The following is a 15,305-nucleotide window of genomic DNA, read 5'->3' as shown; positions in this document are numbered from 1 at the left end:
GTTGTTTCAGTTGCTTTTTCATCTTCAGTTACTGTTGGCTCAGTTGCTTTATCGTCTGTTATTTCTGGAGCTTTTGGTACTTCGATTCCATTAGAAATTTTTCGTAAACTTCCATAATCAACCTTAATTCGAGCCCCTATATCCCGATTACCCATGAAAGCAACACGTGGATTAACGACTATATCAATGTATTCATTTTCATGAGGTAAAGCAAATGACCATAATCTTGGATTACCAGCTTTATCTTTAGCTTCAATTTTCGCTGAATTTTGTTTATAACCATCATTGCTTAAAGAACCTAAATATAAATCTTGCATTGATGCTGTTATTGAACCAAAAGTCATTGGTTTAGTTGTGATATACATTGTTGCTTTTCCATCTTTTTTAATGATAGTCGCTACCGGATCTAAAGATGAATTCGCCATTGAAGGACGATCTTGAGTTTCATGCCATAAATTAACACCAACATTGTATGTTCCATCAGTAGCTAATTTACTTTTTCCAGGTTTATATTCTAATGCATTAATCGCATCATTCACTTTTTTAGCCATCTGATTAACTTTATCTTGATCTTTTGCTTCTAAGTTATCAACCACTTCATCCATTGCTTTTTTCAAAACATCCCAAGATTTTTCAGTATAATCATCCGGACTTAAAGTACCTACTTTTTCAAATGCTTTATCGACTGCTGCATAATTAGCAAGTTCAATCGCTTCACTAACATTTAAAGTTAATTTCACATTTATTTTACGTGGGCTACCTTGAAATGCATCCAATAAGTCCACTCTAACAACCATTTCCTGTGAATTATCCTTTAAAGACAATGGTAAGCTAACTCTTTTAGGTACTGTATGAGATTTTGTTGATGAAAACGGACTAAATCCTTCTGAATATTGTTCTTCACCTTGTTGTAAAACTGTCGCACCCTCTATTTCAGTAATATTGGCATGGTATTTAATACCAATAATACTAATATCCATGTGACGTAAATTAAGTATCGCTTCGGCTTTTTTATCTTTGTCAACTTTAACAGTAATTGAATTCCCAAACACTTTTGAAAATAGTTCTTTCACTGTTCTTACTGGTATTGCGTTTTCTAACGAAGCGATCGGCACCTCATAAGTGCCTGGTTTTGACAAATCAACACTATTGGCTTTAACTTTATGAAGTGTTGCTACTTGAATTGAAAATGCCATCATTAAAGCTAAAGCTGCTTTAAAAAATTTTTTCATTACATTCCTCCTTTCATATTCATTAGTTTTAACTAACACAATGTTGTTAGATAAAACTAACCACGCACAAATTCTATCATTATCCTAATCTAATTCAACTACTATTTTTGTTGCATAATTGCAACAAAAACTGCATATTCTCTATTATTTTTATATTTTTCTAATAATTTTTTATGTTTACAGGTAGACAACACTATTTAAAAATAATTGTCAATATCGCCTCTTTTTCAGGCATATTAATTATTCCTTCTTCTAATTTTACTTTTATTTTTAATGTTGTTTGTAATATTTTTTCTTCCTTACTATAAAAAAAATAAAGTTTAGAGATAGGAATTATATACCTTCCTCGACACAATTTACTTGTTACATATTGATGATCAACTTCATACTTTAACGACTCTAATTTTCCTTTTAAAACAATTTTTCCCATTAATGATTCTTGTTCCACTTCTTTAGGCGTCAAAATTAATTCACCACAGCCAAATTTAACTTTTAAAATTCCTGGATGAATAAAACCATCATTGGCCATCGAAATTCCAAGTTGATCTTTTTTATAAATAGTAAATGCAAAGGGATATTCACCATCATCTAAATTAGCTCCCAACATATCACCGCTAATTTCCTTAACATTATTAATTATTGCAAATAATCTTTGCTTACTAGTATTATTAACCAATTTATTTCTCGCATCTTTAGACATAGTTAAAATTAGCGAAAGTGCTTCTTGATAAGCTTCTTCCTGATTAAAATCTACTGTGTTTTCAAGCCATTTGGCTACCTTATTAATATCTTGTTTATATCTTCTCGCTAGTAAACAGCCCTGACAAGATAATCCACCCTTCCCTTTTTCCAACAATAATCCTTCTTGATAAAATGTATTTAATACCCGGCTTACTGTTGATTTAGAAATTTCCATTTCTTGAGCAATTCTTGTTATTGTATATTTTTTATCTTTATGATCATATAAAAATAACAAATACAATAGTTTTTCTCTAGTAAGTTTCATACTTTCTCCTTTTATTTTCCCCAGCATATAATAACTATTTTTTATCCTACAAGCAAATATGATTATAATAAATCTTATTAACATTTTTACAAAACTAAAAAAATAAGTATAATGATAATAGTAAAAGAGGGATAAAATGAAAGATAAAAATGGGTTAAAAAAAATATTACATAAATTATATGCTTTACTTGATAAAAAACAAAAAAGAAATTTTATCATTATTTTGATCATAATGTTAGTTTCAGCAATATTATCACAGCTAACACCAAAAGCAATCGGCTGGTTAACTGATGATATTTTAATGCAGGAAAAAATACAGTTTTCAAAAATTATACCGATATTAATATTGATTCTAGTCGTTAATGTGATCAATGAATTGATTAAAATACTTAGAAGGATCATGGTTGAAGATACAGCTACCAAAACCGAAAAAAAAGCAAGAGGAATTGTTATAATGTCTTTACTAAAAGCACCGCTTGCTTACTTTAAAGAAAATATGACCGGAAATATTCATGGTCGCTTAAATCGCTGTTTAGAAGGAACGGTTAAGTTAGAAAAGTTGATTTTTATGGATTTTGCACCAGCTATTTTTAATAGCATTGCAGCTATCGTAGTTATTTTTACAACTTTACCAATTATTTTAGCTTTACCAATGTTATTAGTAATTCCGATTGGAATGGCAATAGTTTTTCGACAAATTAGTACTCAAAAAGGAATTCGAGTCGAGCTCTTAGAAACTAAAGCAGCTATGGATGGAACTATCGTTGAATTATTAAACGGTATTGAAGTGATTCGAATTAGTGACAGTATTGAAATTGAAGAAAATCGGTTTGACCAAAAATCAGAATTTTTACGCAGTAAAGAAATGAAACATCATCTTCAAATGGCTAAATATGATAGTTTAAAGTTTATTAATGAAGCCGTTTTTACCGTTTTGATGATTGGTATTTCAGCATTTCTGGCAACATTAAACATAATTAGTGTTGGTGATGTCTTAACATCTTATTTATGTTTTTCACAGCTTATCAAACCATTAGAAGAATTACACCGTATTTTAGATGAATTATCTGAAAGTGTAGTTTTAGCTGAAGATTTCTTTAAAATGACTGAAATTCCAAATGATTTTTCTTATTTACCACTAAAACCTAAACAAATTAATAAGATTGAAAATGAAATTATTACTATCAACAATCTAACATTTGCCTATAATCAAGATAATATTATTTTAAATCAATTATCTTTGAATATCCAAACTGGGATGTTTTTAGGTATTGCCGGTCCTAGTGGTTGTGGTAAATCGTCTTTGATCAAGGCTATTTGTAAATTAGAAAAGTGTCAGGGAGAAATTCTGCTTGATGGTAATAATATTGATTCTTTATCTAGAAAAGATATTTCTAATGTGATTGCTTTAGTTCCTCAAAGTCCATTTTTGATTGCAGGAACAATTGTTGAAAATATCTGTTATGGTCTTGACCGCGATGTTTCTAAAAAAGAAATACAAACCGCTTTAAAAAAGGCGTGTTTAAATGAATTCGTAAATAGCTTACCTGATCAAGAAAATACTGTTTTAGCTGAAGGAGGCAGCAATTTATCAGGTGGTCAAAAACAAAGAATTGCGATTGCTAGAATCTTTTTAAGAAAACCTAAAATTCTAATTCTGGACGAAGCAACTTCGGCATTAGATAATACATCGGAACGTTTTATTCAAAATGAAATTGAAAAACTAAAAACTGAAAATAATATGACAATTATTTCTATTGCTCATCGTTTAACGACATTAAAAAACTGTGATCGTATTATTGTTATGGACAATGGTAAAATTGTTCAAAGTGGTAAATATGATCAATTAGTTGAAACTGAGGGCATCTTTAGTGATATGTATTATGGAAAATTAAAATAGTTTTTAATCTCTTTTAAATTTTAAAAGAGATTTTTTCCTCTTAACGTATTATTTATACCACTTACTTATGGTTTTCTTGTATCAAAATTATTATTTAATATAATAAAATCAGGAGGTGATCATAGGTGGATATTAGAATCATTGAACAGCCTAACTATGATTTACAAATTATTATTCAATGCCGTAAAATCGATGAAAAAATATTGTCATTAAAAAAGTATATCGAATTATTTGATCAAAAATTAATCGCTAAAAAAGACAATCGCCAATATATCATTAATATATCGGATATCTTGTATTTTGAAACTGTTGATAATTATACTTTTTTATATACAAAAGATGAGGTATTAGAAGTTAGGCTTCGTCTATATGAACTCGAATATCTTTTGCCAAATCAGGATTTTATTCGAATTTCAAAGTCTTTGATTGTAAATATCAACAAAATTAACTGTTTAAAACCTGAACTAAATCGAACAATCTTACTTACTATGTGCAACGGTGAACATTTGCATATTTCAAGACGTTATGTACCCGCATTTAAAAAACTATTGTCCATTTAAAACGGAGGTAATTATGAACAATCAAAAATCTGAATTAATAAAATTTTTTAACTGGTTAAAAAAAGGATTTGCTTTTTGTCTTAGCTGGTTCCTATTGATAATCTTAGTATTAGCTAATTTATTTAATCACTCAGTTATTACAATTGAATTTTTAAATAAACTTATTATTGCAATAATAGGTGGTGTCTTTATCTTTTGTTTCATTTTTACTAATTTATTTATCAAAAAATGGTTATTTGTTAGACGATTAACTATTTTTCTAATTCTAATTAGCATATATGAAATTATTATTTTTTATTGGATCGGATATTTCAATCAGCCAGCAACCTTTATACAAATCCTAATTTTTATATCAATTATTTTAATTCTCTATTTTATTAATCTTGCTATCTATCATCGTTATAGCAAAAAACAAGGTGAATTATATACTCAGTCATTACATCAATATCAACAAAAAATTAAAGGTAATAGTTAGTTTGGCTATTACCTTTGATAATTAAGCCATAATCCCGAATCATCTAACACTCTAGTTTCAATCAATTTAAAACTATTTAAATAGGCTAACGGAAAGCCAAAATCACCAGATTCAAAAGAAGTTGGGATATCACTAGCCCCACTAATAACCGGTGCAATTACTAAACTAATTTCATCAATTAAATTCTCATTTGCAAAACTGGCATTGACGATTCCGCCCCCTTGTAATAGTGCCGTTTTAATCTTTAACTTTTCATGCATCTTCGTTACAACAGTACGCATCCGTAGCTTCTTTTTTCCAGCAAAAAGATAAGAAATCCCTAATTTTTGTAAATGCAATAAATATTCATCACTTGCTTTTTCACTCAAAACCACAACAATATTTTTATCTTTAAGTCTGTCATGCTTTAAAACTTCACTATTCCATGCAAGCGTTCCTAAACCATCAATTACTACGATCCAGCTATTTTTTTGACCTATATTAAGATAATCCTCGCGAACGATTGATTGATTCACTGAAGGTAAAGAAATTAATTTATCTTCATTGATAAATAACTCCTGTGCGGTTGTTTTACCATAAATAATCGCATCCGCCTGATAATTTGTACCAATTTGACGATAATCAGCAGCTAATTTTTGTGTAACTGGATTTAAAAAAATATTTCCACTAATTTTCCCATCAAGTGACTGTAACATATGACAAATTATATATGTTTCTTCCATTTTACTCACCTCTTTATTATTATTTTAAAGTCACCCAGCTAAAAAGTACAATATGAATAATGCATTTCACTATTACTTTAAAACATACTGCAGTTTCTTGTATATTGACACTAAAGTATTGATAAGCTATATTTAATTTAGAATAGTATTAAATATTATGCAAACAAGAAAAATTATGAATGATGAAATATTTATGAAAAAAGCCATAGAGTTATCAGCACTTGCAGTAAAACACGGCAATGAACCTTTCGGTGCTGTTTTGGTTAAAGATAATAAAATTGTTTATACGAACGAAAACCAAATTTATAGTGCCAACGATCCTACCTTTCATGCCAAACTAGGACTAATAAGAAGATTTTGTGACGAAACTCATATTACTGATTTGAGTGATTATACTCTTTATTCTAGCTATGAGCCATATTTCATGTGTTCAGGAGCAATTGTCTGGTCAAAATTAGGACGTTTAGTATATGCTGCTAGTAATATTGATTTAAATAATATTTTACATGATGAAGGATGCAATTGTAGTCAAATGGTATTTGATCATTCTCCATTTTATCCTCAAGTAACAGCAGGTGTCCTTAGAGAAGAAAGTCTAAAAATTTTAAAAGCTTATTTTTCCAAGTAAAACAAAAGGCTCAATCGAGCCTTTATTAGTCTTCTAAATAATTGACACATAATTCTGTAATTCCGCTTAACATATAGGAACTAGCTTCTTTAATATAATAAAATTCTGGCATATAATCATCATCAATAAATGAACTCAATGCATTTTTTATTTCATTCATATCAGGCGTCATCTTACCATAAATAGCCACCGCTTCTGGTCCAATAATTGAAATCGATGGTAGTAGCGATTTAGTGACCACTTCAACTGCTCCATGTTCACTCCATGATAATTTAAAAATATCATCCGATAATTGCATTCTGCGAATGAAGAATCTAACTTCACCGGCAATCCCGTTTTTACCTTTAACTACTTTACCATTAGAAATAATTCCTTGTCCCCCAACTCCAAATGGTTGTGAGTGAAAAATAATATTTTTGTATTCAGGATGTTCTAATGAAAATCCGACTACCGCAGCATTAGCGTTATTATAAACAAAAACATCGATATTATATCTATCTTCAAAATCTTTCTTAATATCAATTTCCTTACCTTCAGCTGGTGTTTTTAAATGCTTATTATCCTTAACAATACCTGGAGAAGCTATCCCAATTACATCAATATGACCATGTTTTACTAATACTGTATCGATGATATCATATAAATCATAGACATTCATTGATGGTTTAATAATTTGATTACTATCGATAATTTCACAATTATCATATAAGCGATAATAAATCTGTGTTTTACCATTATTAACAACTATAACAATAGATAAGATTCTTTTTTTATGCTTACAGCAGCAAGTACATTCATCTTTTTTCTCTTTTTCTTTTTTCTTTTGATTAAAAGCTTCTACCTCTTTTTGAATGAATTCTATTGTTGCAAGTGTATTATATGATGCAAATGCAGCTGTAGGTATTTGACAAACCGGTTTATCTGGCACACTTTCTTGTAATCTTTTAAGCATATAACCAATTTGTGGCGCAATTAAAATCACATCATAATTATTAGCTTCTTCATAAATACTTAAATAAGATACTGCATTGAAATGATAATCCAAACCAAGCATTTCTACTGTTGCATTTAAATTTTCAGCAAACATTGAAGTAGTCAGTCCGGCTGAACATGATAATAATATTTGCAACGTTTTTTCTTCTTTTAAGTTGATCAATGTTTCCACCATTTCATCATATAACTGCTTAGCATGAGCTTCATCATTTAATTCAAAATGAAGATAAAATTTCACAGAATCATCTTTATTCGATATAATTCTAAATTCAACGATCGTATATTCATCAATTTCCGTAAAATTAATTACTGCTTCACCATAATCAGTAACTAACTTAATACAATCATCACTTTCTACTACAATATTATACGGTGCTTCTTGATGGCTTTGTATCCATGCTTTAAAATCAAAAATATTATCCATGCTATCCCCCATTTCCTTTTTATTATTATACCATATTAAATATTATAATACTCCCTCAAATATTATCATCATTTAAATTTTTTAGCCTAACTAAACAGTTAAGAAAAAAGCACTATGATCTTTAGTTATAAAATCACAAAAAAATCTTAGATTTACTAGCGATATCTAAATAGAAAAATGTATAATATAAGTAAAGTTAACGAAATTTGTAGTTATAGGAGATGGGTTAAATGGTTACGAAATTAAAAAGTAGGATGAATCATTTTTTGTGGGGAAGTTTAATCATTTTGGTTGTACTATGTGTTTTTGTCTTTTATTGGATTACATCAACTATGGTAAGTGAAAATACTGAAACAATTTCCAAAGTTGCCAACATTTATATGGAAGAAATTAGTGATCAATATCAAAATCATTTTAATACACTAGTTAGTCTCCGTTATCAGCAGATCAATGCCATTTTAGAAGCGTATCCCCCTGAAGAAGTAGAAAGATTGGATCAAGAGGCTTATGATCAGTTAGAAAAGTTAGGAAAAAATCGGGAATTTATATATATGTCTTTATATAATAAAGAAGGTGATGAATTTCTTATTTATGGTGATTCGACAACAATTGTCAATAAAGAAATATTTATTGATTCAATGAATAATGGTGATTTAATGATCGGAACCGGGACAACGGATGATGGTAATCTTATCTTGATGTATGGTATATCAGTTGGTTATCCTCATGATGAAGGTTATCCGCTTCCTGATGGCAGCATGTGTACAGCTTTAGTAGTTGGTTTACCGATTGAAAAATTAAATGATGCCTTATCATTAAATGAAAATAACAGTATTGTATTTTCACATATTCTTCGTAAAGATGGCAGTTTCGTTATTCAAAACGCAGAAACTAAAGGCGATAATTATTTTGACTGGTTAATGGAAGTTGGTGATTATCCAAATGGAAATGGTAAAGAGTTAGTTGCTGGACTGCAGGCAGCAGTTACCAATCGGCAATCATATTCAATGGAAGTATCGATTGATGGTGAAAATCGCCATATTTATTGTATTCCGTTAGAAAACTCCAAATGGTCTTTGATAACTGTAATGCCTCATGGCGAATTAGATAACGCGATTTCTTCGCTTGCAAACAGAAGATTTTCAACGACCATTATCGGCTGTGTAACGATCCTCGGGGCATCGGTTATTATCTTTGGTATCTACTATATTTTGTCACATAAACAAATCAAAGAAATCGAAAAGGCTCAAAGAAAAGCCGAATACGCCAATAAAGCAAAGAGTGAATTTTTATCAAATATGTCCCATGACATTCGAACTCCAATGAATGCTATCGTTGGTTTAACGGCAATTGCCGCTACTAATATTGATAATAAAGAGCAGGTTGAAAACTGTCTTAAAAAAATCACCTTGTCTAGTAAACATCTATTAGGTTTAATTAACGATGTTTTAGATATGTCAAAAATTGAAAGTGGCAAACTTAATTTGAATATGGAATTAGTAAGTCTAAGAGAAACAATGGAAAGCTTGGTTAATATCGTCCAGCCCCAAGTTAAGGCCAAACGTCAAGTATTTAATATTAGTATTGAAAATATTATTTCGGAACAAGTATTCTGTGATGGGGTTAGATTAAATCAAATCCTAATCAATCTTTTATCAAACGCTTTAAAATTTACACCTGAAGAAGGAAAAATAGACGTAAGCGTTAAACAAGAAGAATCACCTAAAGGTGACAAGTGGGTCCGTACTCATTTTTGGGTTAAAGATAACGGTATTGGAATGACCGAAGAATTCCAAAAACGAATCTTTGAATCATTTGTTCGTGAAGATAGCAAGCGGGTTCATAAAACAGAAGGTAGTGGACTAGGAATGACGATTACCAAATATATTGTTGATAAAATGGAAGGTACAATTGAAGTAGATAGTAAATTAGATATCGGAACGACTTTCCACGTTGTTTTGGATTTGGAAATAGCTGATGTTGATGAAGAAGAAATGCTTCTTCCAAACTGGAATATGCTTGTCGTTGATGATAATAAAGAATTATGTAATGATGCTGTTATGAATCTTGAAAAAATTGGCATCCAGGCTGAATATACAACAAGCGGTCAAGAAGCAATTCAGTTAGTTAAAAAACATCATGATGATAATAATGATTATCAGATTGTATTAATTGATTGGAAAATGCCAGAAATGGATGGTATTGAAACAGCCAAAAAAATTCGTGAACAAGTTGGCGATGAAGTACCAATCCTAATTATTTCTGCCAATGATTATTCAGATATTGAAGAAGAAGCTAAAGCAGCCGGAGTTAGCGGTTTTATTAGTAAACCATTATTCAAATCAACTTTATATCGTGGTCTAGTGCAATTTATGAACTACAAAGATGGACATGATGAAATTGAGGAAAAAAGTGATTTTTCTGATATTAAAATTTTACTTGTTGAAGATAATGACATTAACCGCGAAATTGCTGATGAATTATTAAGTGAAGAAGGTTTTATTGTCGAATGGGCCGAAAACGGTAAACAATGTGTCGATATGTTTAAAGCCAAAGCTCCTGGTTACTATCAAATTATCTTAATGGATATAAGAATGCCAATCATGGATGGCTATCAGGCTACGGAAATGATTCGAAACTTAGAAGATCGACCAGACGGTAAAGAAATCCCTATTCTAGCCATGACTGCTGATGCTTTCGTTGAAGATATTAATCATTGTCTAGAAATTGGAATGAATGATCATATCGCTAAACCGTTAGATATGAAGGATCTAATTAGAAAGATTCTTAAATATACTAAAAGTGAATGATAGTTGAAGTTGTCAATTTGACAACTTCTTTTTTTAAAAAAACCTTTCCTAGACAATTTATCTAGGAAAGGTCATAATATTAATCCTTTTTATTTATCAAAATCAAACATTTGGAAAACATCAGAAACTGGTAAGCAGTTTTCAATATTTTATCAAAAATTATGAATTTATTTTTCATCTAATAAACGAAAATATAGTTTATAATTTAAAGCAGATATCTCTGGTGCAATATGAAAAGCTATACCTCTCAAATAAAATCCTTTTTCTTTAAAAAAACTAATATATTGTTTAACTTTAAAACTTTTAAAGACATTATTTTCTAACATATATAATATAATCACTATTTTCTATATAATAAGAATAATCGCTTAATTCATAATATATCTTTAATTCGCTTTTTCTATCTATCATATACTTTATAAGATATATAATCCCCCATTTCTTCTAATATTCTAAAAACTGTTTCAATATAATCATCTGATATATATGCTATTTGTTCAAATGAAGCTTATGCGATGCAGTTATATACTCAAATATAACTGCTTATATTCCGTATCTTGTTTATTCTGCTCCTTCACATATTCCCTTATTACTTTTTCGTTTTGATTTTTACCGTCGGATGCAATAAAATATCCGTGGCTCCAGAACTGTCCTCCCTACAGTTGTTTTTTGACTTGCGGATATTCAGCAAATATTTGCCTTGCAGTTATACTTTTTATGATTTTTAGCAATTTTGACGGAGCATAATCAGGTGTACTTTGCACGAGAAAATGCATATAATCATAACGTAGTCCTATTCCAAGGCAAATTTGCTTTATATAGAATCATCAAATACTACGCGACAATATTTTGCCGGACAGACGATGTGGTAAACAAGATTACTCACATTGTGTGGCAGATGAATAACTTGACTATCACCCATTAGCATCGCCCTCACTCTCGTATGATTGCGAAACCACAGAGTGGTTTCGCAATCATACGAGAGTGAGGCATTACGCAGCAAACTGCGAGTAAATGCTCGATGAGTTCTTACGTATCCTTTACCTGGATACGTAAGAACTTATTATAATGAAAAAAATTATCTTAATATTGTGTTTTCTTGTACTTTATAGCTGTGCAAATACAACTATAAATAAAGAATCAGCAGTAAATCATCAAGAATTTCAACTAAATTTATATCAAAATAGTTGTGTTTATGCATTTTTAAAACAACTTCCCCAAATATTTGAAATGCAAGATTTACATAATAATGAAAAATATTTATTCGAAGCATTTAATTTAGGAAATAAATTTTAGGTTAAAAAATAGATTTCAAAGAAAGTCTACCAATGGCATCAACTTTAGATATATAAATAATCTTAAGTTGATGTCATTGACTATATATTCTCCTTTTTTTACCTTGTTATTTTCTATTCCTCTCTCGAGATAAAATACATATTGATTGATTTTTTACCTTCGTCATCTACACATATTGCAAATCCATATAATTTCAATTCTAAATGCTGTTTTATAAATTCATCTATTGAATTTGACAGTACAAAACCATATTGACTCCCAAAATACGTTCTAACAAGATGCAAAATAGATAAATTATATCCATCTATTTTTAAATAAACTTTGTATTTACTTTTATATTTTGGAAAATAATCTATTGCCATAAGCCATAAATGCATCTTTCCCAAATTAATTACATCACCATACATTTCTTGAATAAAATTAATTAACTCACTAAATTGAGGCGATTTCAAATTCAAAATATAATTCTTATAATATATATCATTATAGACATATATTTTTCTTTCATCATCTAAATAATCTCTCAATAGCCATTCCATATTTATTGCAGTTCCATATTTATTGTTATTCTTAACTCCCAAAATATGAATTGGCAAATATTTTGTTTCTTCTTCTGGTATTAATGTAGGTATCTTACCTATATCTTCTTGTAAATTGGGAAATATTTTTTTAATTTTTTTAGAAAATTCCTTCATATTTGAATATGTTTGATTGTTAAGCACAACATAATTTCTTTTTAACTTAGTTCCCTTTACAATGCATCTGTATTTTACCATTTTTTTATCATACACAAATTGAATAAGTTCGGGATCATTCTCCTTTTTTTCTATATTTTCTCTCGGCTGATAATATACTTTCAATTCAAATGGGAAATTTTTTTGATGGTCAGATATATTTATTCCTAAAGAATCTATATTTGAAATATCTTTTTCGATACCATTATCATTTAATAATTTATTATATACTTGTTCTAATTTAACTGTCACATCTGAAGCAATCAAATAATTCACCCTCCATTCTACGCAATAATTACTCAATATAATACATTTATTTCTTTTAGCAATTCACTTTGAATGTCTATATCTGAATCTAAACAATAATAGTTGGCAGTAATATGTGGAATTATTCTTTTTACACTCTTTTCAAATCCTTTGTTTGCTAATAACGCTGCAAAACGGTTAAAATAGACCCCATTTATAATACATGCCATATCATATAGATATTTTCGTTCTTTAGTATTTAATTTCCGATTATTGAGATACGATCTAAAAAATATTTTTCTATTTTCAATTCGTTCTTTTAAAGACAACATTAATACAATATCAAATGAATATACTGAACTATACCATGTTATCAACATATCATTTAATAACACTTCATCTCCTGAAAGATTAAAATCTATAATACCATATCGATTATTATAAATAGTTACATTGCTTAGTAACCCTAAATCTCCATGAACCGCATAAACAGGTAGCTCTGACCACATATTTTTAATTTTACTAATTCCCATTTCATGAGTAGCTTTGATTTTTTTGTATAAATTGGCTTCTAGGAGAATATTTTTATTTTCTCCCCATATTTTTTCTATTCCTACTTTTCCGGAAAATAATGCACAATATGTTGAACCTTCTTTTAAATGATACTCATAGTTTATTGATATTTTGTGCATATCTGCTAGCAATCTTCCAAGAGTTTTTATGTTTTCAAGAGATATCGTTTTAAGATTTTCTCCAAAATAATCTTCTATTGTAACGCTAAACTCTATATCCGAAAAACGAAAAAAACCTATATATTTATTTTTAACCTTATATTTTTGTGGGACAGGAATTCCATTAACTCGTAAAAGTTCCGAAAATTTTGAGCGTTTTTCCTCTTCTTCAACACAAATCAATTTATTGGACAAAAGTTTTATAACAAATCTTACATGATGAATAGTTTCTATCAAAATAACTATACATATTTTTTCTTCTACCTGATAATATTGTAATATATCAATAGCTACAACTTTTCCTCTGTTTCCTAATTCATACTTCTCAAGTATATTATTTACATCTTTTATACTTATCACATACATGTCCTTCAACACCATTCAAACGGCTTTGATTATTAGAGATTTCTTCCTGTATAATACTAATTGCCTTAAGAATTAATTTATCATCTTCTGTCAATTCTGTCCTTTTATTCTTTATCCTTCTAAATTGAATTTTAGCACTCGCAAGAATGCACAATCTATATGAATAGCAAAGATTAATATCAACAAGATGACAGCACCCTGTAGTAACCAAATTGGCACTATAACAATTTGCACATAAAAAGAAGAATTTACAATCATAGCAAGGATTTGCTTTTATAAGATCAAATTTAGATATATCATAGTTTTTAAAAATTTTTGCTTTTTCGCCTATGGATATTGGAGCAAATCCTTGACAGGGATATACGTTTCCATCTATATCATAGCATGCTGTCATTTCTCCAGCTCCGCAAAATCGTAATTTCTTGTTTAGTTTCGAAAATACTAATCTTAAATCATAATCTAACATTGTACAAAGCTTAATATCAGGATTATCTGTATAATAATTAACTAATTTTTCAAGTTCTCTTACAAAAATTTTTTCATTCTTTGAATAATTCCAATCAATTCCAGTTGAAAGGGTTGCATCTGCAAAAAAGCCTAATTTGTATAAACTAATGATTCCTTCAGCAAGAGAAGGAAGAGTATATTCAGACATGGTTAGTTTTGCTTGACATTCAGGCCACGTAGTAACAAAGAAATCTATATCAATATTTTCATAACTACCTTTTCCAGATAAAAAAGGTCGATTCTTATCTTGCATATTTTTTGTACCATCAAGACTTAATGAAACCATATATCGTTCTTTTCTTTCTTTTAACCATTCCTGAATTTCTCCGTGTACAAGAGTCCCATTCGTAGTGGTTTCAAAAAAATTATTCCGATCACCATAAATAGTCATTACATAATCATCTATTTGCTTTATAAGTTCAAAATTAGTAAATGGTTCTCCGCCAAATACTTCTATTAGAACAGTATCTCCCGGTTTAGAAGAACTGTAAAAATGGTCCAAAATATTTTTTGCTGTATCAAAGCTCATTTTTCTTTTACTTTTAAAATGTTCATAGCAATATATACAATTTAAATTGCATTCTTCCGTTAACAAAAGCATAATTTTTTTTTGATCTTTATCCATGATTAACCTCCTTGATAAGATACAGCGGGAATTTAACTATAATCCATAGC

13 protein-coding genes and 1 pseudogene are annotated in these 15,305 nt (G+C 29.3%); 6 read left to right on the top strand and 8 right to left on the bottom strand.

Annotated features, from left to right (window positions below; translation table 11 throughout):
* The coding region (locus J7M77_RS12380) for an NEAT domain-containing protein (RefSeq protein WP_296879017.1) at positions 1-1,232 on the bottom strand (1,232 nt) is incomplete at its 3' end.
* 193 nt (positions 1,233-1,425) lie between these two features.
* Entirely contained in the window at positions 1,426-2,238 is an 813-nt protein-coding gene (locus tag J7M77_RS12375) for a MarR family transcriptional regulator (RefSeq protein WP_296879014.1), read from the bottom strand.
* Between the two features lie 136 nt (positions 2,239-2,374).
* Between J7M77_RS12375 and J7M77_RS12370 the strand changes: the two genes are divergently transcribed.
* From J7M77_RS12370 to J7M77_RS12360, 3 genes are all read left to right on the top strand, one after another.
* A complete protein-coding gene (locus J7M77_RS12370) occupies positions 2,375-4,138 on the top strand; it encodes an ABC transporter ATP-binding protein (RefSeq protein ID WP_296879012.1) in 1,764 nt (587 codons plus the stop codon).
* A gap of 125 nt (positions 4,139-4,263) precedes the next feature.
* A complete protein-coding gene (locus J7M77_RS12365; protein WP_296879010.1) occupies positions 4,264-4,698 on the top strand; it encodes a LytTR family DNA-binding domain-containing protein in 435 nt (144 codons plus the stop codon).
* Between the two features lie 13 nt (positions 4,699-4,711).
* On the top strand, positions 4,712-5,173 hold the full coding sequence (locus J7M77_RS12360; RefSeq protein WP_296879008.1) for a hypothetical protein: 462 nt from the start codon (positions 4,712-4,714) through the stop codon (positions 5,171-5,173).
* Positions 5,174-5,181: 8 nt separating this feature from the next.
* Here the strand turns inward: J7M77_RS12360 and J7M77_RS12355 are convergent, their stop codons facing one another.
* Positions 5,182-5,895 carry a dihydrofolate reductase family protein gene (locus J7M77_RS12355; protein WP_296879005.1) on the bottom strand — a complete coding sequence of 238 codons (714 nt, stop codon included), beginning with the start codon at positions 5,893-5,895 and terminating at the stop codon, positions 5,182-5,184.
* A 157-nt stretch (positions 5,896-6,052) separates the two neighbouring features.
* Here J7M77_RS12355 and J7M77_RS12350 point away from each other — a divergent pair, with 157 nt between their 5' ends.
* Entirely contained in the window at positions 6,053-6,523 is a 471-nt protein-coding gene (locus J7M77_RS12350) for a nucleoside deaminase (protein ID WP_367237018.1), read from the top strand.
* A gap of 25 nt (positions 6,524-6,548) precedes the next feature.
* Here the strand turns inward: J7M77_RS12350 and J7M77_RS12345 are convergent, their stop codons facing one another.
* A complete protein-coding gene (locus tag J7M77_RS12345; protein WP_296879000.1) occupies positions 6,549-7,940 on the bottom strand; it encodes an ROK family protein in 1,392 nt (463 codons plus the stop codon).
* Positions 7,941-8,170: 230 nt separating this feature from the next.
* Between J7M77_RS12345 and J7M77_RS12340 the strand changes: the two genes are divergently transcribed.
* On the top strand, positions 8,171-10,750 hold the full coding sequence (locus tag J7M77_RS12340) for a response regulator (RefSeq protein ID WP_296878998.1): 2,580 nt from the start codon (positions 8,171-8,173) through the stop codon (positions 10,748-10,750).
* A gap of 521 nt (positions 10,751-11,271) precedes the next feature.
* On the opposite strand, the pseudogene tnpA reads toward J7M77_RS12340, so the two are convergent.
* Positions 11,272-11,672: pseudogene (gene tnpA / locus J7M77_RS12335) on the bottom strand (IS200/IS605 family transposase).
* A 146-nt stretch (positions 11,673-11,818) separates the two neighbouring features.
* Here tnpA and J7M77_RS12330 point away from each other — a divergent pair.
* The gene (locus tag J7M77_RS12330; protein ID WP_296878996.1) at positions 11,819-12,046 is read left to right on the top strand and encodes a cyclophilin-like fold protein; all 228 of its coding nucleotides are present in this window, start codon (positions 11,819-11,821) and stop codon (positions 12,044-12,046) included.
* A 113-nt stretch (positions 12,047-12,159) separates the two neighbouring features.
* Here J7M77_RS12330 and J7M77_RS12325 read toward each other — a convergent pair whose 3' ends face one another.
* Genes J7M77_RS12325 through J7M77_RS12315 form a run of 3 tightly spaced genes read right to left on the bottom strand, consistent with a single transcriptional unit; the run spans position 12,160 to position 15,255 of the window.
* Positions 12,160-13,047: a hypothetical protein gene (locus tag J7M77_RS12325; RefSeq protein ID WP_296878995.1), complete on the bottom strand. Its 888-nt coding sequence runs from the start codon at positions 13,045-13,047 to the stop codon at positions 12,160-12,162.
* Between the two features lie 32 nt (positions 13,048-13,079).
* The gene (locus J7M77_RS12320) at positions 13,080-14,123 is read right to left on the bottom strand and encodes a hypothetical protein (protein ID WP_296878994.1); all 1,044 of its coding nucleotides are present in this window, start codon (positions 14,121-14,123) and stop codon (positions 13,080-13,082) included.
* Positions 14,092-15,255 carry a radical SAM protein gene (locus J7M77_RS12315; protein WP_296878993.1) on the bottom strand — a complete coding sequence of 388 codons (1,164 nt, stop codon included), beginning with the start codon at positions 15,253-15,255 and terminating at the stop codon, positions 14,092-14,094. Before J7M77_RS12315 ends, J7M77_RS12320 begins: the two co-directional genes overlap by 32 nt.
* Between the last annotated feature and the right edge of the window lie 50 nt (positions 15,256-15,305).

It is taken from the genome of Thomasclavelia sp., assembly GCF_017889095.1.
GTDB lineage: Bacteria > Bacillota_I > Bacilli_A > Erysipelotrichales > Coprobacillaceae > Thomasclavelia.
Note: the sequence above shows the minus strand (reverse complement) of the source record. Positions and strands in the feature narration are given on the sequence as shown.